We start from the raw sequence: 20,399 nt of genomic DNA on the forward strand, positions 1-20,399 counted from the left end.
AAATTTTCATCTTGTTACAAAATGCCGGAGGGCATAGAGTTACAACGTGTTTATCAACTAACTGAGGAGGCGTTATGAAGACCAAGAGTGAAATCATTGCAGGGTTGGCTGAAACTTCCGGAGTCGAAAAGAAGCAGGTTGCTGAAATTCTGGAGGCATTAGTTAAAATGGCGGTTAGTGAGGCCTCTGATGGTTTCACCATCCCGGGCCTTGGCAAACTTGTCAAAGTGGAACGTGCCGCACGGACTGGGCGTAATCCTGCCACTGGCGCAACAATCGAGATTCCCGCTAAGACCGTATTGAAATTCAAGATCGCCAAGGCCGCGAAAGATGCCATCCTGACGGCTCGGTGATGACACGATTTGGCTTATAGCGCCTTAGCGTAGATGACGCGCGCATCCCCTTCATCGTAAAAGTTGGGGATACGTGCGGATTCGGTATAGCCAGTCTGGAGATAAAATCCGCGTGTGGAATCATAGAGGGGGCGCCCGGAGGTTTCTATAATGATGGCACGTCCTTTGGCGCGGCGGATGTGCTTCTCAACATGCTCCAGTAAGGCTCGTCCGAAGCCTCGGCCTTGAGCGTTGGCACTGACCCCGATCCAGTAGATATCAAACGTTCCTTTTGTGCATGGGGTAGGACCGCAGCAAATCCAACCAGCCGGCTGGCCGTCTGTGAGAAGCGTGAAGGATTGGTAGTGTCCTGATGGCCCCTTGGCGATTGCTTCCTCCAGCACTTCGCGCGCAACCTCAATTTCCCCATCATGGAAAAAGCCCGTCCCCCGCATAAAGTCCAGAATGCCATCGCGGTCTGACGCCTCACTATGACGGATGCGCGGCTTTATACTGGATGAGGCCTTTTTTTTCAGTTGTTTTTTTTCAGCCTTTGGCTGCGCTGCTTTTTGATTGGCCGTCCTAAGTATCAAACGAGCGCGCGCATTCCCGCAAACCTTGCTAACGAATTTCTGATACGGGATGCGAGTTGCGGTGAGAGCGGCGGCAAAGCCGCTATCGGGTGAAATATCGGGATTCGGATTAATTTCAAGAATTACGAAATTGCCCGCCGCATCCAACCGGAAATCCACGCGGGCATAATCTCGGCAGCCCATGGTGTGCCAGGCCGCCAGAGAAGCAGCCTGAAGGCGGCGGGCAATGGCCTTGTCCATGACCGCAGGAATCACGCGCACGGTGTTTTTATATTCGAAGGAATCCGTATGCCATTTGGCGGCATAATCCACAATTCTCGGACGATCTTTGCCAAAGTTCCTGAATTCGATTTCAGCCACGGGAAGGGTCTTGATGGTGGCCCCATCTTCAAAGATGGATATGTTGATTTCGCGGGTACCAAAAAATTGTTCCACTAGAGCGGGATGCTTGAATTCACGATGAACTCGTGCGACTGCTTTTATAAGATTAGCCATACCACCGGAAATAACCGAACTGGCGTGAATGCCCTCACTCGCGTCAGCAAATAGCGGTTTAACGATCCAGGGGGGCGGCGGGAGGGCTGCGCACATGGCGGCACCGTGGCCGGGCGGTATAATGAGTCCTGCCGGGACAGGAAGGCCCGCAGCTTTAAGGATCGCCTTCGTTCGCCATTTGTCCAGAGCCAAAACCTGACACGTGCTGTCATTGCCGGTACATTCTTTGCCGAACGCTTCGCAGAGAATGGGGACCTGCATGGCATCCGCAGGACGGCCGGGGAAATTCTCGACCAGATTAAAAACCAGACGTTCAGGGGCGCTTTGCAGAATTGCAGGGAGGGTGGCGAGTGACTCCACTGCCATGATCCTGAACGGAATTGCAAGCGACTTTAAGGCTTTGGCTACGGCGTGAACTTCCTCCATGACGCCGGCATCACTCTCGACGCTCTGGCAACTGCCGGGCGCGGGGAGAGCATGGTGCAAAATGAGGATCTGGTCGCAGGGGAAATTCATGCCGGTGTTGCCAATCGGGAGCATGCGCTATCGATGATGGCGCTGATAATATCTTTATAGCTCATTCCAATGAGCTTGCCGATAATTGGGAGATCTGAGTGGAGGGGATTAAGACCGGGGAGCGGATTGACTTCCATAAATGAAGGGTTGCCGTCCCGGTCCATGCGGATATCCACCCGTCCAGCGTCACGGAGTTCCAGGGCTCGGTAAGAATCCAATGCCAGCTTTTCGACCGCTTCGGTTTCCGGTGTGCGAGGGGGGCAATGATAATCTACATAGTGGGTGTAGTTTTCCTTCACCTCGTAGGTGTAAATGGTGGGGGCGGAGTTGTCGCGGAAACAGACCTCCATGGTCCCCATGACACGTGCCTTGGCCCCCGTGCCAAGAATGGCCACAGTAAATTCGCGGCCGGGTAGAAATTCTTCAATCAGAACCGGTTGGTTATATTTCAGCAGCAGGGTCTGGCAGACCGCCCGCAATTCGGCGGAGTTCGTAATCCTTGAGGTGCGGTCGATTCCTTTACCCGTTCCCTCGGCGATAGGTTTTGCAAAAAGAGGGAAGGGCAGATTGACCTTGGCAACGTCGAATTCGCTATGAACCACGTGAAAGCCCGCCGTATTGAGACCTTCCGCCTTGAGAATCCGTTTTGCCACCGCTTTGTCGAGAGTGACAGCACAGACCAACGGATCCGACATCGTGTACGGAATATCAAAGGCTTCTAACATGCAGGGGATTTGTGCTTCCCGGCTGCGACCGGAAACGCCCTCGGCAATGTTGAAGACCAGATCCCAGCGGGCCCCGGCGGCCAGTTTGCTGCAAAGTGCGCGGACATGTCCAATACGCTCGGGTTTAAACCCGAGCTCGGCAATGGTGCGCTCGATGGTGTCGATGGTGACATCTGCGTCAAACTCAGCGACATCCTCCTCTTTGTAGCCGAGGGCGAGATAGTCGCGCTTCAAGTCATAGGTCAATCCGATGGTTAGGCTCACGTGGGGTCTTAACCTCCGCCTTCCGCCATAAGTGATTCCAACAAGATCCGGAATTCGGGATGTTCCTGTCCAGGATCCGGCTTCTGATACTTGCGGGCGGATCGACGTTTGTTTCGATTGGAGTTTGCAGGCGTAATCACCGAAGAATGGCCTGCGGCCACTTCCCAGACGCCGTGGCTTCCACTTCGTGTCCCGGCAGGCGCCGGAGTGCGGGCCATGGGTTCCATCGGTTCGGGATAGTTAACAATCATGCCTTCAAAGTTCCGGAGCACGGTGTGTGTCGGACTGGAAGAGATAATGTAATTGGGCAATACAGGGATCTTGCCGCCACCGTGCGGGGCGTCGACCACATAGGCCGGGATGGCCAGACCGCTAAGCCGCCCACGAAGATATTCCATGATCTCAATACCTCTACTGATCGGGGTACGGAAATGCTCAACCCCTCTTACCAGATCGCATTGGAAAAGGTAATAAGGGCGGACGCGGATTTTCACGAGACCGCGCAAAAGTTCCTCCATCACCTGAGGGGAGTCGTTGATACCTCGCAGAAGTACCGTCTGGTTCCCGAGCGGAATTCCGGCATTGACCAGCTTGGCGCAGGCGGCTGTGGATTCAGTGGTGATCTCGTTGGGATGGTTAAAATGGGTGTTAACCCACACCGGATGGTATTTCGCCAACATCTGGGTTAGTTCTGAATTAATCCGTTGGGGCAAGACTACCGGAACGCGAGTCCCGATCCGGATGATATCCACGCTGGGTACTGAGCGTACGGCGGCCAGAATACGTTCCAGCAGAGAGGTTGCCATAGTCAGCGGATCTCCGCCGGAGATGACTACATCCTTGATTTCCGGATGAGCCCGGAGATAGCCCGTGATGGTGTTCAGTTGGGCGACATCAATACAGGATTCCTGGTATCCGGCTACACGCTTCCGGGTGCAGTGGCGGCAATACATTGAGCACATGGTGGTTGCCATCAAGAGTGCGCGGTCTCGGTACCGGTGAATCAATCCTGGTACAGGCATATCTTCCTCTTCTTCCAAAGGATCCGCATGCAGGAAGTCGGGTGCAAAAAGTTCCTGCCCCTGAGGCACGCTCATCTGGAAAACAGGATCAGATAGATCTGTTGTTTTGATGAGTGAGGCGTAATAAGGGGTGATGGCCATGGGGTATTTTTCACATACCCGGGCAATGCCCTTATTGGTTTTTAGTGAGGGGAAGAATTCTGTGAGTTCATTGAACGTCCGGATGCGGTTCCGAACCTGCCAGCGCCAGTCATTCCACTTTGGGTTTTGTTGAGGGTTGAGCGTGGATGAGGGCAGGGGCGCGGCAGAGCTTGTACTTGCAGGCTCATCACTACTACTAAGCGGAGGTTCTTCTTTTACTGAGACTAACTCGTTTGTCATATTATTATTGCTATTCATCTAAAACTCCTGGTTAAAAAGCTTTTTTTAAACTGATATAAAAATCTAAATTCCGAACAAACCATACCTGACAGGCCGGTCTACACGGCACACCTCGGTCGTTGCGACGTGCCGATCAGCAGCGACTGTCGCGCCAGATCGAGGTTAGTGATCACGTCATGTTTACTACTTAAAATGGATAGGCCGACGGTGATGTGTCCGCAAATGGTGGCGGCGATGGCGACAGCCAAGCGACGCGTGTCAACGGCATTAACAGGAGCCGGAAGTATCGGGGCTAAGCGTTGCTCCAGTTCGGTGATGTATCGGGCGAACGGGGGTTGAAGTCCCGGCACGGCTGCTGACCGCGCTGCCACCATCATCTGGCCTTGCAAAAAAACATTAAACAAGTCTGCGCGTTCAGATAGGAACGTTACATGGGCATTAAAAAGCTGGGTGATCCGATCTTCAAGCGAGAGAGGGGCAGTGGTGGTGGTGGGCATGCGCAGGATCAAATCATCAGTAGCCAGATCGAGAAGAGTGCGGAGAACATCCATTTTATCCATAAAGTGGCGGTAGAACGTCCCTTTGCCGACATCCGCACTTTCAGTGATATCTTCGATGGCACAGGCTTCAATACCTTTGGTATTGAAGACATAGAGGGCAGCGTCTAGCAATCGCTGTCGGGTTTTGGTAGCCCGTCGCGATGCTCTGCCCTCAGTTCTAGGGTCTGGTTCGTCGTCCATTTTTTCGTCACCAGTAAGTCAAAACTGACTATTTGGTCGCTTTTTCGCTTGTTGTTGCGGCCATTAAGCCTTGATTCTCAAGATACACACAATAGCTTGTGGTTTCTTATTGTTCTCTTGTTTAAGGGGAAAATAGTCGCTACTGACTATACCGTCAATAAACTTTCAACAAACTTTAATGTTTTTTTGAAGTTTCATTGCTTTTGCCAGTAATTGATTGACCAGTGGGGTTTTTGCTTTGGTATAGGCATCACGGTTGTGCCTGTATTTTTTGGCAAGGGCTTTTTTTAGATTATTGTATTTTTGCGCTTCGGCAGGATTGGCCCTGAGATAATCTCTGAAGAGAAGCCAACGGGGCCAGTGTTCACTGCCTTTTGAAACGAGATGAAGGTGATGGGTCACCGGATTTCCACGTATGAAAAAATGTCGTCCGGGAAGTCCATACTCACCTTTGTAGGCATAACCGGCCGCTTCAAGTCTCTTAATCCAAAGTGGAAGGCGGCGCAGACTGGGGATCATCATGGCCATGTCAATGATCGGCTTGGCATCAAGTCTTTGAATGGCGGTGCTGCCGATATGCTCAAGCAGATAGCGTGAGCCGCTCGTATAACGCTTTAGCCGCCGATCTTCGGTCCGGAACCGATTCCGCCACAAGGCTGTATAATGGCGCAATTTAACTGTGCCGGGCGTGAGGCCAATCATGGTTTTCATTTATTTGCCAGAGCTTAACTGCGGTTCAATAAATCTCTGAAGTAGGCAATCGTTTTGGTGAGGCCTTCGTCAAGCGCGATGGTGGGTTGCCATTGGAGGATGGTTTTGGCCAGGGTTATGTCGGGCTGACGTTGCTTGGGATCATCGGCGGGCAGGGGCATAAAATTCAGTTTGGATTTTGAGCCTGAGAGCGAAATGACTTTTTCAGCCAATTCGAGCATGGTGAATTCGCCAGGGTTGCCGAGGTTGATGGGGCCGGTCACCTCATCTGTGGAGTTCATGAGGCTCATCAGACCGTTGACCAGATCATTCACATAGCAGAAAGACCGGGTTTGTTTTCCGTCGCCATAAATAGTGATGGCGTCATTACGCAGGGCCTGAACGATGAAATTTGAGACGACTCGCCCATCATTAGGATGCATTCTGGGACCGTAGGTATTGAAAATACGCGCTACCTTGATTCGCACTTTATTCTGGCGGTGATAGTCGAAGAACAGGGTTTCCGCACAGCGTTTCCCTTCATCATAGCAGGATCGAATTCCGATGGGATTGACATGACCCCAATAATCTTCGCGTTGGGGGTGGACGTGGGGATCACCATAGACCTCACTGGTAGAGGCCTGAAGAATTTTGGCGCGGACGCGCTTCGCGAGCCCCAACATATTAATGGCACCATGTACGCTGGTTTTGGTGGTTTGCACGGGGTCGTATTGATAATGAATGGGAGAGGCGGGGCAGGCCAGATTGTATATCTCATCCACTTCGACATAGAGGGGGAACGTGACGTCATGTCGCATGAGTTCAAAAAATGGATTAGCCAGTAGATGCGCGATATTGGCTTTTGTCCCGGTAAAATAATTATCAACACAAATAACCTCATGTCCCTGCGCGATAAGCTTCTCACATAGATGCGAACCTACAAAGCCAGCTCCACCGGTGACCAGAATTCGCTTTGATGTCAGTGTTTTCATGAGGTGAATATATAGGTGATTAAGTGTGAGAGGCAAGAAGAGTGGTGAAAAATAAGAAATTTGTTCCTAGGGTTTGAGCGCGAGAATTCTCTGAATCTCCAGTTCCAGCAAACGGGGGTCTGCCGGACTACGTCCTTTATTGGTTTTGGGAAGAGTCGGAATCCATTTGCGCAACTCTTCAAGTAAAATGGCGGGCATATAGGGGCGCGAGATGACACCAAGAATAGGTTGCCTCTCGGCTAGAGGAGGAGGGGTGGCCGGTTGCTGCGCGGCCAGTATGATCTTTGTGTTTTTCAGCCAGTCCATATTTTCTATTTGATTTATAAACTCTTGCACGCTGATGAAAGGGAGGAGGGTGTCCAGAATCAGGTAATCCGGATGTGAGCTCTTAAGCCGGTGCAGAGCATCAGCCGCACTCTTCGCCAGCAGAATTTGGCAGGTCCCCATTTGATGGAGGGTTGTTCCTGCCAGTAATAACTGGGGAAGCTCGTGATCGACAACCATGATCGTGATTCCTGGGGGAGATTGAAGCGAACTATTATGGCTGATAATCCGCCTGATTTGACTCAGAAATTCAGGCATGGCGGGGGGCTTGAGGAAATAATCGCTGGCACCAAGTTTCATGACGCGTTCAATACTCTCTTTGTTGCTAACCATCATCATGGTGCTTAGCGCACTGGCGTATTTTTGTGTATTCAGTTGTTGCAAAAGATGGAAGCCGCTTTCTTGCGGAAGCTCGTCATCCAAAATGAGCAGGCTGAAGGGGGTACTGGTCATGCGCTGAAAAACGCTTTCGGTGTTTGTAAAAGTTTCCACCCGAAACGTCTCCCGTTCGAGAATCTGTTTGATCACATTCGCTACGTTCGGATTCGTCAGGCAGAGCGCGACGGGTTCCTCCCGGTGAGAGATTGGGGCGGCGTCCGAGATGATTTGATTTCTGGCTGAATGGGAATCGGCCTCGCTAAAGGCCATATAGAGGTGGCTTTCCGCTCGGAGAGCCGCGTCTTCAATAGCGGTGTTTGAGTCGTGGATGGTAATCCCGATACACACGACGATGGGAATCAGTTGTCCTGTCGAATTTTTAATTGTCAAATGGGATAGTTCTGGAAGCAATTTCTCCACCGCCTTGGTTGCCCCGAAATGATCCTCGCCTGTTAACAGAATGGCGAATTTTGATACATCCCACCTTGCAACGACATCAGTTGCCCGGAGCTCTGACGAAAGAATAACTCCCATTGCCCTCAGGAGTTCATCACAGGCCGTGGGGGGGCAGTGGTTGCTTAGCGCCGCAAAATGAGGGATGCCTACTAATACAAATGCCATTGGATCGTTCTTTTGAATCGATCGTTGAAGCTGTTTGAAAATTTCATGGCAGGCTGCGCGGTTGGGAAGGCCCGTTGTCAGATCCCGGCGTGATTGCAGGCCTTTCATATAATTTCGTTTAAGCCGAAGCGTTAGATAATTGGCAATATCTTCCAGGACAGCGGACTTAGAGAAAACACCATCTGCACCCGGCACGGAAAATGCCGAGGGGTGATTGTAGCGGGTTCCTGTAATGCTGGGTGTAATTGCGATAATAGGAAGGGCGGCTGTCTCAGGATGGTTCCGTAGTTCATTGATAAATGCTCTGCCGTCCAGATCAGCCAGAACAACGTCTACGATACAGAATGCCACCGGGGCGCTGGAGAGCAACTCGTCGGCCTTGCGTCGAGATTCTGCTATAAGCGCTTGATGATTCTGTGCCTTTAAGCTTTCCACAAGAAGCGAGCTGTAGATTTTGTCAGATGACACAATCAGCACCAGTCCTGTATTATCGGGGGTGCGCTCAAGTGCATGTTGGATTTCGGAAATCAGTTCCTGCAGTTTGTCAGGGAATGCCGCGGAGGTCGCCTGTTCAGCATTCCGTGCAGATTGCAACAGGTCATCCATGCCCCGGAACTCACTGGAGGCCCGTAGCAAGGCGACCAATCGACGGGCTTCGTTTTCGGATTCATCATGGGTATGAGTTTCCATCCGTGCCAGCAATTGGGTCAGGCTGGAAAGCCGATAGGTCAGATTCACTGGTGATGTTATACTGTTAATCATTATTGTTACATATTATCCCGATTAATCGCCTCTCGTCAAGGAGGCTCCCGAAGAGTCTGATCCATCCTTATGATTTTGGATTTCGACTCGAATCTTTCCGACAGAATGGTCGGCCAGCTTGCTTGACAGAGGGCGGGGGTAGAGTACTATTATGTCCAAATCTTGGGGTGCCCTTTCGTTGGGCTGAGATTATACCCGTTGAACCTGTCTGGGTCATTCCAGCGTAGGGATTATAACTGGAAGGCGCCTCAAAAAGGGGCGCTTTTTTTATGAAAATAATTGTAAACGGCAATACACATGAACTTAACAGGATGGCTTCGCTTGACGACCTTTTAAAGCAACTGGGTGCCAATCCTGAGGCTGTTGCTCTCATGGTGAACGATCAGGTGATTCCTAGGACTGAACGAGCAGGCATGGTACTCAAGGAAGGGGATCGTCTTGAGGTGCTGTCTTTCATGGGGGGGGGATAATATCGTGATGAAAACTAATGATAAATTAATTTTGGGTGGGCAGGAGTTTGAGTCCCGCTTGCTGGTGGGCACGGGGAAATTTTCGTCTATTGAGGTGATGTTGGCTGCGATTAAGGCTTCAGGGGCGCAATTGGTAACGGTTGCCCTGCGTCGGTTTAACCGGGAGCGGCCATCAGATGATTTATTGGGGCCGTTGGTAAAACTTGGAATTACGTTGGTTCCGAATACCTCCGGGGCACGGAATGCGGCTGAGGCGGTTCGAGCGGCCATGTTGGGGCGTGAATTATCGGGGAGTCGCTTTGTGAAGGTTGAAATTCATCCTAATCCACACCATCTCATGCCGGATCCGATCGAGACCTATGAGGCCTCCCGGCAATTGGCCCAGGAAGGATTTATCGTGTTGCCCTATATGCCAGCGGATCCTGTTCTGGCTAAGCGACTGGAAGATGTGGGGTGCGCTGCCGTTATGCCCCTGGGTTCAGCTATCGGTTCAGGCCATGGTTTATCCACCGCCGAAATGGTTAAGTTGATTATTGCCGATAGCGGGATTCCCGTCATTGTGGATGCCGGCATCCGCTCCCCCTCTGAAGCCGCGGCCTCCATGGAAATGGGCTGCAGTGCCGTTTTGGTTAACAGCGCTATTGCCGCTGCGGGTGATCCTGTGGGTATGGCCTCTGCGTTTTCATGGGCCGTCAAGGCAGGGGCTGCGGCCCGGCTGGCTGGCCTTATGGCTCAAAGCGGTCATGCCGTGGCAACCAGCCCTTTGACCTCGTTTCTGACAGGGGATCATGCGTGATCTCTGAACTCCCGACAGAACTTGCGCCATCGCCCTGGTTACTTAAGGCTCGCGCGGCCTCGGAGCTGGATGTGCGGCGTGCGTTGACGTCCTCCGCTCCGACCGAGGCTGAATTTGCTGCCCTGATCTCGCCAGCGGCGGACGGGTTGCTGGAGGAAATGGCTCAGCGGGCCAAACATCTGACGGAGAATCATTTTGGCCGGACTATCTCCATCTATGCGCCGCTTTATCTCTCTGATTATTGCCCCGGCGGCTGTGCCTATTGCGGGTTTGCCGCCGACCGCTCCCAGCCGCGCAGCCGACTGAGCCGTGATGAGATGCTGAGTGAATTTGTGGCCCTTAAGGCAATGGGGTTTGAGGAGGTGCTGTTGCTTACAGGAGAGCGTTCTCCCCAGGCTGACTTTGAATATCTTCGTGATGCCGTGGCTGAGGCTGCTAAACATTTTGCGGCTATTACGGTGGAAGCTTTTCCCATGACGACTGATGAGTATCGGGAGTTGGCTGCGGCGGGCTGTGTTGGTGTCACGCTCTATCAGGAAACCTATGAGCCCATTCAATATCAGGCACTGCATCGCTGGGGCCCTAAGCGGGATTACGCCAATCGTCTGGACGCTCCCTCCCGTGTGTTGGAGGCGGGAATGCGCTATGTGGGATTGGGTGCGTTACTGGGGATTAGCGATCCGATGTTTGATACCCTTGCACTGTATCGGCATGCCCGTGCCTTGCGCCGAAAATTCTGGCAATCGGGGGTGACGATTTCATTCCCGAGGGTTTGTCCCCAGGAAGGTGGATTTCAGCCTCCGTTTCTAGTGGATGAGCGTTTGCTGGCCCGGATCATTTTTGCCTTCAGGATTTGTATGCCGGATATCCCGTTGGTGGTGTCAACTCGCGAAAACGCCAAGTTCCGTGATGGCATCGCCGGGGTGGGGGTGTCAAAAATGAGTATAGCTAGTCGGACGACCGTGGGGGGGTATCGCGCGCCCACCTCTTCTCCGGATGGCCAGTTCCAAATCAATGATAACCGGGATATCGAAACCTTCTTTACCGCTTTACGAGACAAGGGCCTGGAGCCAGTTTTCAAGAATTGGGATAGTGTGTATAGCTTACATAAGGATGACACATGAGCGGACTACACTCAGAGCGTATGCAGCGTTTTCAGGCGGCAGGTCTTTATCTGGTTACATCGCAGGCACTTTCGGCAGAACGAACCACGGTTGAGATCGTGAGGGCCGCACTGGCGGGCGGTGTGAAGTTGATTCAACTCCGGGAAAAAAGTATGCCGCTCTGCGACTATGTCAAGTTGGCGGAACAAATCCGGGCCATGACTTCGTCGGCGGGATGTCTCCTGATCATCAATGATCGGGTGGATGTGGCCTTGGCCGTGGGGGCGGATGGTGTTCATCTGGGACAGGATGATTTTCCTATTCCTGCAGCCCGACGCCTGGCACCTGAAATGATTATTGGGTCCTCCACCCATAACGTTGAGGAGGCAGTGCGTGCCCAGAATGAAGGGGCTTCCTATATCAATATCGGGCCGATTTATCCGACTGGGACCAAGGTGTGGAAAGGTGAGTATCTGGGGCTTGAGGGACTTCGTACTATCGCAACGGTGGCACGGATCCCCTTCACGGTGATGGGGGGCATCAAGAAAAGCCATTTCCCCGGTCTCATCGCAGCGGGCGCCCGTACCATTGCACTTGTGACCGCCGTGACCGCTGCACCGGATCCTGAGGAAGCAGCGAGAACGTTACTGGGGCAAATAGTGAGCAGTCGCTAATTAGCCGTGAGCAGTTGCTGTCCACTGCCTCGCGCTAACTGTTTTTTTCGGCTGCCCTCATCCCATCCAGTGCAGAACTGACGATTCCACCAGCATAGCCTGCCCCTTCCCCAATAGGGTATAAGCCACGGGTGTTGGTGGACTCTCCCTCAGGATTTCGTGTGATCCAGAGGGGACTTGAACTGCGAGTCTCGGGTGCATAAAGAATCACTTCCTCCAGTTTGCTTCCGTTCAGTTCCTTCAGCATGAGGGGAATGGCGACTTCTAATGTGCGGGTGACAAATGGTGGTAGAATACTTCGGAATTCGACTGGGACAGCCCGCGGACAGGATCGGCCATCCGGCAAAGAAGCAGGGGCTTGTTTTGCCAGAAAATCTACAAGTCGGGTAGCGGGGACAATATAGGCCCCACCGGCCGCAGCGAAGGCCGCCTGCTCCAGTTGTCGTTGGAACTCCAGGCCCGCCAGGGCGGGATTGGCGTGAGCGGGGTAATCAGTGGGCCCGACCGGGACGAGAAAGGCGGCGTTCCCCAGTGGCAATGAGCGTTTGGAATAGCTCATGCCATTGGTGGTCAGCAGTCGGGGTTCCGAGGCACAACTGATCACTTTTCCACCCGGACACATACAGAAACTGTAGCAGGATCGGATTCCCTTTTCCTCACGTCGCGTCAATCGGAAACTGGCTGCGCCAAGTAAGGGGCTTCCTGCAAAACGGCCATATTGAGCCTTATTTATCGTGGTTTGGGGCAGCTCAAGCCGGACGCCGACGGCGAAGGGTTTGGGGGTGAGTTCTACCCCGGCCGCAGCCAGCATGACATACACATCATGGGCACTATGGCCAACAGCGAGGAAGCAATAATCGCAGGCAATTTCCTGGCCATGAATCACGACGGCTTGAAGTGCCCTATCCTTAATGATTAATTTTTCCAAACGCGCTCCGAACCTTACCTCACCGCCTGCCTCGATTATGCGCTGGCGCAGGCGGGGAACAATATCCAGCAGCACGTCACTGCCGACATGTGGCTCAGCATCAATCAGTACGGTATCACTTGCGCCGCATGCATGGAGCAATTCCATAAACTCGCGGATTCGGCCCCGCTCTTTGCTGCGTGCGGTGAGTTTGCCGTCCGAGAAAAGGCCGGCTCCCCCTTCGCCGTAAAGGACATTACTTTCCGGGTCAAGGGTACCATCGTTCCAGAACTGGGCCACTTTGGTGCCCCTTGCAGGGGCGGCCTCGCCCCGTTCGATTAATAGGGGGCGGGCTCCGGCCATAGCTAGTTTGTACGCTGCCATCAGTCCGGCGGGACCAGCTCCAACCACGATGGGGCGTGGCTTATGCTTTGCCCGACTGCATGACATAGGCGCGGCCTCCACCAGTGGAATGCTCTCGCAAATCTCAATACTCGGCAGGTGTGCCTCCTTGGGGAGGGCGGCTAAACCGAGATCGACGGCTATCGACAGGACGAAAACGGGCTCGGGATTACGTGGTCGGGCATCCAGTGAACGGCGTAGAACTTGAAGATTTGAGAGGTCGGATGGCTGGCAGCCAACTTTCCGACTGACTCGTTGCAATATGACTGCATTGTCATAACTGAGGGGGACACTCACTTGTTGTACTTGAATTCGCATGCTCGAAAATCTACACTCCATTACCTTAATAACCAATAACGAATAACCAATTCATGAACACGCAGCACCCTCGAGATCCTCTTCACGGCATTAAGCTTACTAAGATCCTGGATGATTTACTGGCGCACTATGGATGGGACGAGTTGGGGAGAATGATCCCTGTTCGTTGTTTCACCATGAATCCCAGCGTCAGCTCCAGTTTGAAGTTTCTCCGTCGGACTCCCTGGGCTCGGGAGCGTGTCGAAGCTCTGTATTTGCGCCTGATCACCTCAAACGATGTCGAAACGAAAATGGTGTGGTCCCCCAAAGATACCTGATTCCAAGTCCTGATCGTTTTACTGGGCTGCGGGACGGAGGCGGCGGGCGAGCTTGTTTTTAAGGGTTTCGTAGGTGTTGAAAACAATCGGACAGCAATCGTAATTTTCGACGGATTGGCGGACCCTGAAAACGAAGCCGCGCCGGTGTAAATGGGGGTAGGACCGGCAATCACGTGGGCGAACTTCATAGACTGTGCAATGTTTCTGTTTCAAGAAGGGGCAGGGGCGTTTTTGAAAAATCAAAACGTCTTTTTTGTCCTGCTTTATTTTCTGGAGATATCGGGCGGTAAATGATTTCAAGGTCATCCCGAGGTGGCGGGCCAGCCGTTTGGCATCGGCAAGGGTCAGCGTAGGATTGAGCTTGCGACAGCAGTTGGCGCAGTCGGTACAATCTACTTTTCGCGTGATCGCGCTGTAGGCCTGCTCAACGGCCTGATCGATGGCCTTGATGGAGTAGGGTAACTCCCTCACATACATTCGAAAATCATCATTCTCCGCCTGCCGGAGTTTTCCCAACCGTTTGATGGTTTTAAGTTCCGTGATGATATTCATAAAGGTAGTTATACCGTTTTAATGAAATGGCGCCGGTAGAAATTCAATTCGGCAATGGAGCACATCACGTCATAGAGTGCATCATGCCGTTTTGCCTGTTTGGGCAGGATCCAGCCGGAGAGATAGTCCTGCATCAGGGTAATATTTTCCTTCTCGAACTCCGGTCCGAGCTTGGCATCCAACCAGAGGATTTTCAGAGAGCTGACGTCCAGCATTCTGTAATGGAGTCGCGTCAGGAATTGTGGCAGATATCGCTGGGCAAACCACCAGTCGGCATGGATGGTATTCCCCGCCAGTATAGGACGGTCTTTGATTTTTGCCACCATCGGCCCCACCAGAGCGTCAATGGTAGAGGCTAGAAGGTGGTCCACATCCGACACGGTGGGGGCGTTTTCTGAACGGGCCTGAGTGACGATATCCGGACACTCTTTCGCCACAAAGTCACTGACGGATGCCGTTAGAGGAAGTCGAACAGGTGTCACCAGATCCTTTTCCGCGGGGGCTATCCTACGCCCCTGCATGTCGGTAATAACCATGGCAACCTGCAGCAGGTGGGCCTGTTCAAGCTCTAAGGTCGAATATTCGGTGTCAAACCAGACGAGATACGGTCCTGCTGATGCGTTCATGAGTTCCCTGTGATTTAGGATTAGGATTACGATTACGATTCGGATTACGAGAATGATGAGAAGGGGTTACAAGGTCAGCAAGTCCTGGATATCCGTCCAGGTCATGGCCGTGAAGGCATTCTCGCCGGTGGTCAGGGTGGCGTCGATAATGGCCTTTTTGCGGCGCTGTAACTCGAGCACTTTTTCTTCAACGGTACCCTTGGTAATGAGTTTGACGCTGTAAACGGTTCGTTTCTGGCCGATACGATGGGCTCGATCGGTGGCCTGATTCTCCACGGCGGGATTCCACCAGGGGTCGAAATGGATGACCATGTCGGCACCCGTCAGGTTCAATCCGACGCCACCGGCTTTCAAACTGATCAGGAATACTGGAATCTTGCGATCGGTATTGAATTTGTGGACCACGCTCATACGATCCTTGGTGGCGCCATCCAAGTAACAATAGGGGATTTGTTTGTGATCCATCTGAGCGCGCAGGATGGTGAGCATGGAGACGAACTGACTGAATACCAGGACGCGGTGTCCGCCGTCCAAAGCCTCGTCCAGGAGTTCGAAGAAGAGCTCCATTTTGGCTGATGGCGCCTCGACTTTTAGCCCTTCCATCTTGAGGAGATCAAGGTGGCAGCAAACCTGACGCAGGCGCAACAGGGTCTTGAGCACTTCCATGCGTGATTTCTGGAAGCCCTGTTTGGCAACCAGATCGGTAAGTTTGTTACGCGAACTGTCGATCAGCTGTTTGTACACGGCCTTCTGGTCGGCGCTGAGGGTGCAGGCCGCAATGCGTTCGATGCGTGGCGGCAGATCTTTTGCCACGTCGACCTTCAGGCGGCGCATCAGAAAAGGCTGGAGCTTGCGGCGGAGTCGGGCTTGTGCCGCTTCGCCTTCCGGCCCACCACCGGCAATCGGCAGTTCGCAGTTGTGCCGGAAACTGTCATGACTGCCCAGATAATGCGGCATCAGGAAGTCCATAATCGACCACAGGTCTGACACGCTGTTTTCAATGGGTGTACCGGTGAGCACCACTTTATGAAAGGCCTTCATCTCCTTCGCGACAATGGCATTTTGGGTGGATCGGTTTTTAATATGCTGGGCTTCGTCCAGCACCAGAACGCCAAAGTCATGTTCCCGATAATGCTCTGCATCGCGTCGGAGCAGGGCGTAGGAGGTCACCACCAGATGGGCTTGCGGCAACTCTGCCCACTTGGCATGCCGATCAATTCCAGAGAGCGTGAGGACCTTCAGTGACGGCACGAAGCGCTGAGCTTCTTCGGCCCAGTTTCCCACAAGACTGGTAGGGCAGACAATCAGGCATGGTTTTCCGCGGACGGCGGGATGAAAGCGTTCCATCTGTAACCAGACCAAGGTTTGAAGCGTTTTCCCCAGTCCCATTTCGTCGGCCAGAATTCCGCCAAACGTGTTGGTCTCCAGGAAGCGCAGCCAACTGACCCCTTCCTTCTGGTAGGGGCGGAGAATGGCATCGAGGGCGGGTGGAATCGTGGCCGGTTCAATAGCGAGACCATCCGACTGTCTCTGCGCCTGATTGCGCCATGCCAGCGGGGCTTCGACGTCCACGCCGTCAAGGGCATCAAGGGAGTTTTTAACATACGAGGCGTAAACGGACGGCATGCGGAACACACCGGGTTGGGTGCTCTCGCCGCTGGAACAATCCCGGAAGACTTCGATCATGCCCTCAATCGCCTCGGCGTCCAGCATGATGGTCCGGCCGTTGTGGTCGATGAACGAGTCCCCTTTACGCAGGGCACGTTGGATTTCGGCGGAGGTGAGGCGGTTGCCGGTGCCATCTTCAAAGTCAAAGCCGACCTCAAACCAGCCTGACTCCTCATCCTTGTAATTAATATGAACAACCGGAGTGGCAAATTCGGCCTTTTCCATGAAACCGTCGACCCGGCCTTCCAGTTCGACCTTCCAGCCTTTACGCCGCAGGGCGGGGACATGACTGCCGAGGAAGTTCAATACTTCCCGACATCCCACCACGGGTGTAAAAGTGTCACCGGTTTCCCCTTTGAACCCGTATTGGGCCAGAAATTCGGTGGCCCTTTTCTCGGCGTCAAGATTCCGGACCAGGTAGCGGAGAAAGTCATTCGGGTCCGGAATGGCAAAATGTCCCTGGGGATCTTTTTTGACGGTCACCATTTTGAAACCGTTGTATTCGGCATATAGGGTTCCGGCGAGTGAGGCCGGACTTCCCTTGATGACGAATCTGAATTTGGGTTGGGCTGGCTCGATGGGGAATAGTTCCAGGGACAGATCGCTTTCCACCCTCATGAATCCTGCCAGCATCGGCAGTTCTGCCTGCATGAAGCGGGGGACAGAGGTTCGGGGAATGATGACGGGTTCAACGTAAATGGAGCGGATCGGGTCTGGTAAAATCTGTTCTAAAGGCCAGAAATGATTGGCCCCGAATACCCAGCCATGCCGACCGGCTACCACGTACAGCGGGATTTCGGTGGCTTGGCGGAACGGGATCTCAGTGTGAATCATCAAGATCAGTTCCCCATTATCGCGGTCGAGATCAAGATGCAGGAATGAGGTGAGTTTCGTGGCGGTGACGGTTATGGGCAGGGGGTTCTGTTCTTCCTCAATCTGAAGCCCTTGCAATAATTGCAATAAGGAGACGAAGTCCTGCGGTTTGAGATCGATCTCGCTTTGGGCGGGTCCCTCGCAGATATCTTCCAGTACGAAAAGGACGGATTCATCCTTTTGATTAAGACCCAGACTCGTGGTCGGGGGGACATTGCTGAGAGGAATGACCTGATCCTTGATCAGGGCATCACAGCGGATCGGGATCCGATGATTCAAAACTTCACGACGCCAGCCACTCTTGAGGGTTAGCCGGATATGTGCGTCCGTACTTCCGGGGGTGCCATTGCGGGTGCGCTTGACATAGGCTGCTTCATTAAATTTGGCGATACGCTCGGCACGGCGGAGTTCTTCCTGCCGCTTCGCCTCCATCTCCGGATTATTGGCGCGGCGGATCAATTCCAGACATAAGGCGACCACATGGGCACAGATGATGCCCCGCTCCTTGCTATCCCGACAAGGGCAGTGATTCTGGGCAGACCCATCTTGCAGGATACGTACCGAGGTTTTTAGAGGCCGGTTGCTCCAGAGAACGGTGCCGGTGACGAAGGGTTCTTCATAAGCTACATCCTGAACCAGGCCCCGCTCAACCAAAGCCTTGGCATCCTGGAAGACGCGTTGGCCCGCCCAGTTGATCAGGATTTTGTGTGTGATGGGAGCTCGGGTCATATGAGATGGACTGTATCCCGTTTTTTCATACAGAGGGTGGTCCATTCGCCACGTTGAATGCTCTCGACGACACTCAGGTATTGTGCCTCAAAGGCGGCTTGGACATCGGCAGCCTGGGGATTGAGAATACCGGACAGAATGATGCAAGCTTGGGGGATGGGGGCCATAAAGGTTACGAGCACTTGTGCGTTGGCAATCAACACCGTGGCCAGAATATTGGCGACGACAATGTCGCAAGCACCTTCAAGTCCCGCTTCCGAGACATCCCCCGTCATGAACCTGATTTGGTCGGCCACGCCATTCAGTTCTGCATTCTCACGTGCGATTCGAACGGCAAGGGGATCATTGTCCAGTGCGATCAGCCGGGAATACCCCAATTTGGCGGCAGCAATGGTGAGGATTCCCGAACCGCAGCCCAGGTCGGCGAAGGTAGCACCGGAGTGTGTTACGGCCAGCTGGTCAATCATTTCCAAGCAACCACGAGTGGTGCCATGTTGTCCGGTACCAAAGCTCATGCCGGGATCAATTTCAACCACGATGTCGTCGGGGTGTGCGGGACAGGTTTCCCATGATGGCTTGATCCAGATCCGGTCTGAAACTTTTTCGGTGTGGAAAAATTTCTTCCAGGCTTCAGCCCAATCTTCAACGGGAAGTTCGCGGATGACACTTTTCAGGGCATCCTGTCCCTGGTGGGGGGCCAGAACGGCCGCCATCGCCGCGAGGCGATGTTCAGCCTCTGCCTTGGTGGCACAAAAATACTCAATGATGGCCAGATCGCGGTCAGCGTCAAACCAGGCCGTGCATTGATCATCGCCCCCTTCGACAGAATAGTCATCGTAGAGCTCTGCAAGCCGGCTGGAGGTTTCCAGACGGGCAACATAAAGGAGGGGAAAATCAGGTTTGGAGGCGGGTTTCGTCATTCTGACTCCTGGCTTTTGGCGCCTGACTTCTTCGGAAATCGGCTATAAGGCTTTGATTGAACTGCGCCATCCGGGCCCAGCACGGCGCGGGTCTCGTGAACACGTGCCAGAACGGACTCGGTGGTTTTGAAATGGCATTTGGCCGTATCTAGTAAAACCTTCGGGGAATGCTTTTTGATCAGTTCCACGGCGGCCATTTGAACCATCTCGGAGGCTCCTTTGGGAAGTTTGACGCCGTACTGTTCGCCCAGTCGTTGAATTCCAAGGACAAAAGCTTCCCGTGCCAAGATAGAGGCGGCGGCCACGGCCAGATCCGCTTCAGCGCGGTGCATTTGGACCAGTTCAATTTTTTTGCCCTTATTCATCAAAGCGCGCTTTACCTGCTCTTTGCTGCCGAACTGATCTGAGATCGCGCGCGGACAAGTGGGGATTTTTTCCAGCATGTTTTCGATGGCGCGGGCATGTCCCCAGGCTAGCATGGCGTTGACGCTCCGCATTTTGGCGTACAGTTGATTGTATTTGCCCGGGCCGATATGGATCAGCGTAAAGCGATCCCCCAGAAGTTTCCGGATTTCGCGGGCGAGTTCAAGAATACGCTTGTCGGTGGAGATTTTCTTGCTGTCTTTGACCCCCAGTTCACGCATCTTTTCAATGATCGGTTGATCAGTGTAGGCGCTGGCAATGACCATGGGGCCGAAAAAATCGCCTTTTCCGCTTTCATCTACACCGATATGTGGGGCCAGGGCCTCGGGGTTAAGCACGTCTTCATAGCCAACTTGGGCGGACATCAGAACCAGCGGTTCGAGAGTAAAGGTGACGAAATCCTGCGCTCCCTTGCCCTGTACACAGACTTTGCCTGAGGTATAGAGAACAATCCTGCAATGATCGCCGTCAACGGCAATAGTGGAATAGGGCACGGTTGCCCGCTTATAGTTCCCCCCTTCGAGGAGCATAATCAGGGCCGCCTGCTGGATTTCAGACAACTCAAATGTGAACGAATTTCGTTGTTCCATAAACGCTTAGTTATATCAAACTTCTCATGGCAGGCAAAATATATTTGGGCCACAACGCCCTAATAGCCGGATGACGATTTAAGAACCCTTATGGCACACCATCATCACGCGGCTCAGACTCCAAAAAAAATATCTAGAAGATAAAGATCATTCTACTGGAGGGCGAAGCTTGTCTGAGCCGCGTGGACAGGGCGTC

General features: G+C 53.2%; 19 protein-coding genes and 1 riboswitch. Of the genes, 6 read left to right on the forward strand and 13 right to left on the reverse strand.

Going from position 1 to position 20,399, the window contains the following annotated elements; translation table 11 throughout:
- The first annotated feature begins 74 nt into the window (after positions 1 to 74).
- On the forward strand, positions 75 to 353 hold the full coding sequence (locus tag WCI03_06115; GenBank protein ID MEI8139427.1) for an HU family DNA-binding protein: 279 nt from the start codon (positions 75 to 77) through the stop codon (positions 351 to 353).
- 14 nt (positions 354 to 367) lie between these two features.
- On the opposite strand, the gene WCI03_06120 is transcribed toward WCI03_06115, so the two are convergent.
- The 7 genes from WCI03_06120 to WCI03_06150 form a co-directional block, all read right to left on the reverse strand.
- Positions 368 to 1,936 carry a GNAT family N-acetyltransferase gene (locus tag WCI03_06120; GenBank protein ID MEI8139428.1) on the reverse strand — a complete coding sequence of 523 codons (1,569 nt, stop codon included), beginning with the start codon at positions 1,934 to 1,936 and terminating at the stop codon, positions 368 to 370.
- Positions 1,933 to 2,925, reverse strand: a complete 993-nt coding sequence (locus tag WCI03_06125; protein ID MEI8139429.1) for an ATP-grasp domain-containing protein — start codon at positions 2,923 to 2,925, stop codon at positions 1,933 to 1,935. Before WCI03_06125 ends, WCI03_06120 begins: the two co-directional genes overlap by 4 nt.
- Before the next feature lie 8 nt (positions 2,926 to 2,933).
- Positions 2,934 to 4,346, reverse strand: a complete 1,413-nt coding sequence (locus WCI03_06130) for a KamA family radical SAM protein (protein MEI8139430.1) — start codon at positions 4,344 to 4,346, stop codon at positions 2,934 to 2,936.
- 80 nt (positions 4,347 to 4,426) lie between these two features.
- Positions 4,427 to 5,068 (reverse strand): TetR/AcrR family transcriptional regulator, encoded by a 642-nt coding sequence (locus WCI03_06135; GenBank protein ID MEI8139431.1) that lies wholly within the window; start codon positions 5,066 to 5,068, stop codon positions 4,427 to 4,429.
- Between the two features lie 165 nt (positions 5,069 to 5,233).
- A complete protein-coding gene (locus tag WCI03_06140) occupies positions 5,234 to 5,779 on the reverse strand; it encodes a GrpB family protein (protein ID MEI8139432.1) in 546 nt (181 codons plus the stop codon).
- A gap of 14 nt (positions 5,780 to 5,793) precedes the next feature.
- Complete coding sequence (locus tag WCI03_06145; protein ID MEI8139433.1) at positions 5,794 to 6,750, reverse strand: UDP-glucuronic acid decarboxylase family protein; 957 nt, start codon at positions 6,748 to 6,750, stop codon at positions 5,794 to 5,796.
- Positions 6,751 to 6,816: 66 nt separating this feature from the next.
- On the reverse strand, positions 6,817 to 8,835 hold the full coding sequence (locus WCI03_06150) for a response regulator (GenBank protein ID MEI8139434.1): 2,019 nt from the start codon (positions 8,833 to 8,835) through the stop codon (positions 6,817 to 6,819).
- A 153-nt stretch (positions 8,836 to 8,988) separates the two neighbouring features.
- Positions 8,989 to 9,082: riboswitch (TPP riboswitch) on the forward strand.
- A 22-nt stretch (positions 9,083 to 9,104) separates the two neighbouring features.
- Between WCI03_06150 and thiS the strand changes: the two genes are divergently transcribed.
- Genes thiS through thiE form a run of 4 tightly spaced genes read left to right on the forward strand, consistent with a single transcriptional unit; the run spans position 9,105 to position 11,878 of the window.
- Positions 9,105 to 9,305 carry a sulfur carrier protein ThiS gene (gene thiS, locus WCI03_06155; protein ID MEI8139435.1) on the forward strand — a complete coding sequence of 67 codons (201 nt, stop codon included), beginning with the start codon at positions 9,105 to 9,107 and terminating at the stop codon, positions 9,303 to 9,305.
- 7 nt (positions 9,306 to 9,312) lie between these two features.
- A complete protein-coding gene (locus tag WCI03_06160) occupies positions 9,313 to 10,101 on the forward strand; it encodes a thiazole synthase (protein ID MEI8139436.1) in 789 nt (262 codons plus the stop codon).
- On the forward strand, positions 10,098 to 11,225 hold the full coding sequence (thiH, locus tag WCI03_06165) for a 2-iminoacetate synthase ThiH (protein ID MEI8139437.1): 1,128 nt from the start codon (positions 10,098 to 10,100) through the stop codon (positions 11,223 to 11,225). Before WCI03_06160 ends, thiH begins: the two co-directional genes overlap by 4 nt.
- Complete coding sequence (gene thiE / locus WCI03_06170; protein MEI8139438.1) at positions 11,222 to 11,878, forward strand: thiamine phosphate synthase; 657 nt, start codon at positions 11,222 to 11,224, stop codon at positions 11,876 to 11,878. Before thiH ends, thiE begins: the two co-directional genes overlap by 4 nt.
- A gap of 34 nt (positions 11,879 to 11,912) precedes the next feature.
- Here the strand turns inward: thiE and WCI03_06175 are convergent, their stop codons facing one another.
- A complete protein-coding gene (locus WCI03_06175; protein MEI8139439.1) occupies positions 11,913 to 13,505 on the reverse strand; it encodes an NAD(P)/FAD-dependent oxidoreductase in 1,593 nt (530 codons plus the stop codon).
- 53 nt (positions 13,506 to 13,558) lie between these two features.
- Between WCI03_06175 and WCI03_06180 the strand changes: the two genes are divergently transcribed.
- Entirely contained in the window at positions 13,559 to 13,822 is a 264-nt protein-coding gene (locus tag WCI03_06180) for a VF530 family protein (GenBank protein ID MEI8139440.1), read from the forward strand.
- 18 nt (positions 13,823 to 13,840) lie between these two features.
- Here WCI03_06180 and WCI03_06185 read toward each other — a convergent pair whose 3' ends face one another.
- The 5 genes from WCI03_06185 to rnhC all read right to left on the reverse strand — a co-directional run bounded on the left by WCI03_06185 (position 13,841) and on the right by rnhC (position 20,203).
- Complete coding sequence (locus WCI03_06185) at positions 13,841 to 14,374, reverse strand: YkgJ family cysteine cluster protein (GenBank protein ID MEI8139441.1); 534 nt, start codon at positions 14,372 to 14,374, stop codon at positions 13,841 to 13,843.
- A gap of 8 nt (positions 14,375 to 14,382) precedes the next feature.
- Positions 14,383 to 15,000 carry an exonuclease domain-containing protein gene (locus WCI03_06190; GenBank protein ID MEI8139442.1) on the reverse strand — a complete coding sequence of 206 codons (618 nt, stop codon included), beginning with the start codon at positions 14,998 to 15,000 and terminating at the stop codon, positions 14,383 to 14,385.
- Positions 15,001 to 15,066: 66 nt separating this feature from the next.
- Positions 15,067 to 18,270, reverse strand: coding sequence for an SNF2-related protein (locus tag WCI03_06195; GenBank protein MEI8139443.1), 3,204 nt, complete (start codon positions 18,268 to 18,270; stop codon positions 15,067 to 15,069).
- Positions 18,267 to 19,190 (reverse strand): 50S ribosomal protein L11 methyltransferase, encoded by a 924-nt coding sequence (gene prmA, locus WCI03_06200; GenBank protein MEI8139444.1) that lies wholly within the window; start codon positions 19,188 to 19,190, stop codon positions 18,267 to 18,269. Before prmA ends, WCI03_06195 begins: the two co-directional genes overlap by 4 nt.
- Positions 19,187 to 20,203: a ribonuclease HIII gene (rnhC, locus tag WCI03_06205; GenBank protein MEI8139445.1), complete on the reverse strand. Its 1,017-nt coding sequence runs from the start codon at positions 20,201 to 20,203 to the stop codon at positions 19,187 to 19,189. The genes prmA and rnhC overlap by 4 nt, the downstream gene beginning before the upstream one ends.
- Positions 20,204 to 20,399: the final 196 nt, after the last annotated feature.

The organism is bacterium, from assembly GCA_037143175.1.
Taxonomy (GTDB): Bacteria; Verrucomicrobiota; Kiritimatiellia; order CAIKKV01; family CAITUY01; genus JAABPW01.

Bases quoted from the DNA above. Each gene is read 5' to 3' on its own strand.
- WCI03_06115 (MEI8139427.1), top strand. From the start codon at position 75: ATGAAGACCAAGAGTGAAATCATTGCAGGGTTGGCTGAAACTTCCGGA.
- WCI03_06120 (MEI8139428.1), bottom strand. From the start codon at position 1,936: ATGAATTTCCCCTGCGACCAGATCCTCATTTTGCACCATGCTCTCCCC.
- WCI03_06130 (MEI8139430.1), bottom strand. From the start codon at position 4,346: ATGAATAGCAATAATAATATGACAAACGAGTTAGTCTCAGTAAAAGAA.
- WCI03_06135 (MEI8139431.1), bottom strand. From the start codon at position 5,068: ATGGACGACGAACCAGACCCTAGAACTGAGGGCAGAGCATCGCGACGG.
- WCI03_06140 (MEI8139432.1), bottom strand. From the start codon at position 5,779: ATGAAAACCATGATTGGCCTCACGCCCGGCACAGTTAAATTGCGCCAT.
- WCI03_06145 (MEI8139433.1), bottom strand. From the start codon at position 6,750: ATGAAAACACTGACATCAAAGCGAATTCTGGTCACCGGTGGAGCTGGC.
- WCI03_06150 (MEI8139434.1), bottom strand. From the start codon at position 8,835: ATGATTAACAGTATAACATCACCAGTGAATCTGACCTATCGGCTTTCC.
- thiS (MEI8139435.1), top strand. From the start codon at position 9,105: ATGAAAATAATTGTAAACGGCAATACACATGAACTTAACAGGATGGCT.
- WCI03_06160 (MEI8139436.1), top strand. From the start codon at position 9,313: ATGAAAACTAATGATAAATTAATTTTGGGTGGGCAGGAGTTTGAGTCC.
- thiE (MEI8139438.1), top strand. From the start codon at position 11,222: ATGAGCGGACTACACTCAGAGCGTATGCAGCGTTTTCAGGCGGCAGGT.
- WCI03_06175 (MEI8139439.1), bottom strand. From the start codon at position 13,505: ATGCGAATTCAAGTACAACAAGTGAGTGTCCCCCTCAGTTATGACAAT.
- WCI03_06180 (MEI8139440.1), top strand. From the start codon at position 13,559: ATGAACACGCAGCACCCTCGAGATCCTCTTCACGGCATTAAGCTTACT.
- WCI03_06185 (MEI8139441.1), bottom strand. From the start codon at position 14,374: ATGAATATCATCACGGAACTTAAAACCATCAAACGGTTGGGAAAACTC.
- WCI03_06190 (MEI8139442.1), bottom strand. From the start codon at position 15,000: ATGAACGCATCAGCAGGACCGTATCTCGTCTGGTTTGACACCGAATAT.
- WCI03_06195 (MEI8139443.1), bottom strand. From the start codon at position 18,270: ATGACCCGAGCTCCCATCACACACAAAATCCTGATCAACTGGGCGGGC.
- prmA (MEI8139444.1), bottom strand. From the start codon at position 19,190: ATGACGAAACCCGCCTCCAAACCTGATTTTCCCCTCCTTTATGTTGCC.
- rnhC (MEI8139445.1), bottom strand. From the start codon at position 20,203: ATGGAACAACGAAATTCGTTCACATTTGAGTTGTCTGAAATCCAGCAG.